Origin of the sequence: Actinomyces polynesiensis, assembly GCF_000820725.1 — a bacterium.
GTDB classification, from domain to species: domain Bacteria; phylum Actinomycetota; class Actinomycetes; order Actinomycetales; family Actinomycetaceae; genus Pauljensenia; species Pauljensenia polynesiensis.
This window is the reverse complement of the sequence record NZ_CCXH01000059.1, coordinates 1-4,392: the sequence shown is the minus strand read 5'-3', so window position 1 is coordinate 4,392 and position 4,392 is coordinate 1. Positions and strand designations below refer to the sequence as shown.

Genomic DNA, 4,392 nt, shown 5'->3' with positions numbered 1-4,392 from the left:
GACGGGCCCCCGAGCAGGCACGCCCGGCGGCGGGGGACGGGACGACAGGGTCCGGGGAGGGGACGCCGCAGTGGTCGGCCCCGACCGGCACTGCCCCCGGTGGGGAGGCCCCCGGTGGGGAGGCCCCCACGACCCAGGGGTCCCCCGGCGTTCCCCCGGGCTCCACGGCGGGGCCCGGGCCCCAGGTCGCAGCGGCGGCACAGGAGGGCGCGTCCACCGGGCCCAGACGACGTTCCGGCATGTGGGTGCCCCTCAGGCGCTCAGCCGACTCCACCCCCGGGGCGGGCACCCCCCGCACCGGGGCAGCACGGACCGAGGACTCCGGTTCCCCGGCTCCGGGTTCCTCCGCTCCCGGACCTCGCGGCGGGCGGGCCGGCGGGGAGACCCCCACCGAGGGGAACCCTCCGTCGGGGGCATCCGACGTCCCCCATCCGGGGGTGGCCGGCACCGGCCTGCCGGGTGGCGGTGAGGGCGGGCGGCCCTCCCCGGTCCACGGCCGGGCGTTGCCGGAGTGGGACTTCCCCTCGGGGGAACGCGTCCGCATCGTCGACGACGCAGCCGACCTGCGCCCGCTCGAGGGGCAGCAGGACGAGGAACAGACGCCACCTGCCACGGACGGTGAGGACCGCCCCACCCCCGGCAGGCGTTCGATCCTGAAGGTCGACCTGCCGCCGGGGACACCGCAGGGGCCGCTCGAGCACGACCCCACGACCCAGACCTCCATCCTCCGTGGGCTCACGGTGCGTCCCACCGTCACCGGCCAGCTCCCCGTCCAGAGACGCTCCCACCGTGAGGGTGGCCGGGAGTGAGACCGCTGTCCGTGCTCCACCTGGTCGCCGGCGCCCTGGTGTCCGCGTTCCTGGCGGCGTTGGGGAGCGCGGTCTCGGTGGGGATCGGGCACGGCCCCGCCCTCGTCACCCCCTACCTCGCCATCGTCTACGGTGTCCTCGCCGTGGCGCTCTTCTGGGCCGGGCGTGCCGTCGTGCGCCTGCGGGAGCACAAGCGGACCTGGATGACCCCCCTGAAGGCCGTCCGCACGGCCGTCGCGGCGCGGGCATCGGCGTGGACGGGAGCACTGTCGGTCGGTGTGCTCGGGGGCATCGCCGCCGTGGGGAGCACCCGCCTCGAGGCCGCCGCCATGTCCTCCTCCGCGACGGGGGCCGGAATCTCGGCGCTCGCCGCCGTGGTGCTGACGGTGACCGCCGTCGTGGTCGAGCGGTGGTGCACCATCGACACCGACGGGCACGACGGCGACGGGAGGGACGTCACGGCCAACTCTCCGGCCTGACCGGCGTGGGGGAGGTACGGGCGCTCACCGAGGACCTAGCGTCGGGGGCATGGCAGTCGGGCGGACGGACGGGACAGCAGATCGAGGCGCATCGGGTGGCCGGAGGGGGCCGGGGCGCAGCTCGCGTCCGCAGCCCAATCTCTGGCCACGTCGCCTGATCACGGGTGCGGCCCTGCTCCTCGTCCTGGGTCTCCTGGTGGGTGGCGTCGCCCACCTCGTCGGGGCCGTGACCTCGTCGTCACGGGCGACGGGGGCCGTCCAGTCGGGTGCGGCGCAGTCCGGTGACGCCCAGTCCGGCGGCGGGCCGACGGACCCCACCGACCTCTCCGACGACGACGGGTCCTCCGCGGTCGTCATCCTGGCGTGCACCGCGCAGGACCTCACCGCCGAGGTCGGCATCGACGGGTCGCCGGGTGTCGGCTCGGGCGTCACGGTGGGTGTCAAGCTGACGGGTCCCTCCGCGGGCGAGTGCTCGACCGCGTTCGGACAGGTCACGATCCGCGTGCTCAGCGGTGACCAGACGCTCTACGACTCGGCCACCTGCGAGGGGCGGCAGTCGGGGGAGGATCCCCTGCTCTTCGCGGCGGGGGAGACGTGGTCGGGCAGCCTCACCTGGGACGGTCTCACCTACGACGGCTGCACGCCGGTGGACACCGACGGCGACGGCCAGGCGCAGGTCGCGGGTGCCGGCACCTACCGGGTCCGGGCGTACCTGGACGGGGCGGGACTCGGCCAGGAGGTCGTCTTCGAACTCCGTTGAGCGCGCCCGGGGCGACCTTCGGGGGAGGGGCTGCGGGTGCCGCGGCCTGAGTTGCCCTCAGCGCCCCGACGCGCTCACCACCCGACCATGCTGCCGGAGGAGGCCATGGCGTGCTGGCGCTCGAGGTTCTCCTGGATGAGCTTGGCCCGGTAGGGGCCGATCCCCTCCACCTGCTGGAGGTCCTCGACGCTCGCCTCACGCAGCTCGGACAGGGTCGACCAGTTCTCCGCGATGAGCTTGATGACGTTCCACGGGAGCCGGGGCACCAGGGACAGCGCCCGGATGCCGCGTGGCTGGACCACCCGGTCCAGGTCCGCCACGTCGAAGACCCCCAACCCCAGCACGTTCGCGATGGCGGAGAGGTCGACGAGGCGGTCCCCCCCGAGTTCGGAGAGGTGGGACTCCGCAGCGGCGATGGCCGTGGGGTCACGGATGTAGTCCCGCAGCACGAGGGCGCGCTCCGAGGCGGACCCGCGCACGAGGTCGTCCACCTGCAGGGCGAGGAGCCGCCCGTCGGAGCCGAGCTCCTCGAGGTAGCCGTTGATCTCGGAGGTGATGCGTCGGATCATCTCCATGCGCTGCATGACGGTGGCGACGTCACGGATCGTGGCGGAGTCCCGCATCTCGAGGACCGTGAGGGTCTGGAGGACCTCGTCGAGGCGCTGGCTGTAGCGGTCCAGGGTGTCCACGGCCAGGTTGGCCCTGGACAGCAGCGCCTCGGGCTCCTCGACGGTGTGGTGCAGTTCGCCGACGTAGATCGAGATCAGCCGCATGGAGGCCGACAGGGAGAGCACCGGCAGGCCCGTCTGGCGGGCCGTGCGCTGGGCGGTGCGGTGGCGCATGCCGGACTCGTCGGTCGGGATCGAGGGGTCGGGCAGGAGCTGGACGTTGGCACGGCGGATGCGCCAGTTGTCCGTGTCCAGCACGACCGCGCCGTCCATCTTGCACAGCTCCCGCAGGCGGGAGGCGGAGAACTCCACGTCCAGCTCGAAACCGCCCGAGCAGATGTCGGTGACCTCGGGGGTGTGGCCGAGGACGATGAGGGCCCCGGTGTGGGAGCGCTGGATCCGCTCCAGGCCCTCACGCAACGCGGTCCCGGGGGCGATCGCCTGGAGGGCCGAGCGCAGGGTCGCCACATCTGAACCCATGGTGTCCGTCCGCCTTCCGACGCCGCCGATGCTGTCCGTCCGATTCTACGGCAGGGCGGCATCCACGGCGGTCGCCAGGTCCGGTACGGGACGCACGAACATGCCCTCCACGGCCCGGAGGTCCTCCAGGCCCTGCTCCGGGACGAGGGCGGTGGTGAACCCGAGGCGTGCCGCCTCCTGGAGGCGGCGCTGGACACCCACGCAGGCGCGCAGCTCGCCGGTGAGTCCGACCTCACCGATGGCCACCATCCCCGCCCGGGGTGCGGTGCCGCGGATCGCGGAGACGACGGCGATGGCACTGGCCAGGTCGACGGCCGGTTCGACGGCGCGCGCTCCGCCCACCGTGGAGACGTAGACGTCGAGCGTGGAGGTGTCCTGGCGGAGCCGAGCCTGGAGGACCGCCAGCACCATCGCGATCCGTGAGTGGTCCACGCCGGAGGTCGTGCGCCGGGGGGAGCCCCCCGGCGAGGCGGCGACGAGGGCCTGGACCTCGGTGGGCATGGGGCGCCGCCCCTCCAGGGACACCGTCACGCAGGAACCGGGGACGTCACGGCTGGTGCGCGAGAGGAACAGGCCCGAGGGGTCGGCCAATCCCCTGATACCGGTGTCGGTGAGCTCGAAGCAACCGACCTCGTCGGTGGGGCCGTACCGGTTCTTGACCGCACGCAGGAGACGCAGGCGGGAGTGCCGGTCGCCCTCGAACTGGCACACGACGTCGACGAGGTGCTCGAGGACCCGCGGTCCGGCGATCCCGCCGTCCTTGGTCACGTGACCCACCAGGAGCACGGGCAGGTCGTGCTCCTTGGCGGTGCGGATGAGGCCCGCGGCCACTGCCCGCACCTGTGCGACGCCGCCCGCACCGCCCTCGACCTGGGAGGACCGGATGGTCTGGACGGAGTCGACGACGAGCAGGGAGGGGGACACGGCCTCGACGTGGCCGAGGATGGTCGCCAGGTCGTTGTCGTCGGCGAGGAGGAGTGACTCGTCCACCGCGCTGATGCGCTCGGCCCGGCCCTTCACCTGGGCGGAGGACTCCTCACCGGTCACGTACAGCACCGGGCCCGGCCGACCGGCCTCGCGGGAGGCCCGTGCCGCGCGTGCCGCGACGTCGAGGAGCAAGGTGGACTTGCCGACGCCCGGCTCACCGGCGAGCAGCACGACCGCCCCGGGGACGATCCCCCCGCCCAGGACGCGGT

Annotated in this window: 4 protein-coding genes and 1 pseudogene; 3 read left to right on the top strand and 2 right to left on the bottom strand. The window is 73.8% G+C overall.

Annotated features, from left to right (window positions below; genetic code table 11):
* The 3 genes and pseudogenes from TA90_RS15415 to TA90_RS02140 all read left to right on the top strand — a co-directional run.
* A pseudogene (locus TA90_RS15415) lies at positions 1-809 on the top strand (hypothetical protein); the annotation flags it as partial.
* Entirely contained in the window at positions 806-1,288 is a 483-nt protein-coding gene (locus tag TA90_RS02145; RefSeq protein WP_043534380.1) for a DUF3180 family protein, read from the top strand. The pseudogene TA90_RS15415 and the gene TA90_RS02145, both read left to right, overlap by 4 nt.
* A gap of 49 nt (positions 1,289-1,337) precedes the next feature.
* Complete coding sequence (locus TA90_RS02140; protein ID WP_043534379.1) at positions 1,338-2,048, top strand: hypothetical protein; 711 nt, start codon at positions 1,338-1,340, stop codon at positions 2,046-2,048.
* A 74-nt stretch (positions 2,049-2,122) separates the two neighbouring features.
* Here TA90_RS02140 and disA read toward each other — a convergent pair whose 3' ends face one another.
* The gene (gene disA / locus TA90_RS02135) at positions 2,123-3,196 is read right to left on the bottom strand and encodes a DNA integrity scanning diadenylate cyclase DisA (protein ID WP_043534378.1); all 1,074 of its coding nucleotides are present in this window, start codon (positions 3,194-3,196) and stop codon (positions 2,123-2,125) included.
* 45 nt (positions 3,197-3,241) lie between these two features.
* The coding region (radA, locus tag TA90_RS02130) for a DNA repair protein RadA (protein ID WP_043534377.1) at positions 3,242-4,392 on the bottom strand (1,151 nt) is incomplete at its 5' end.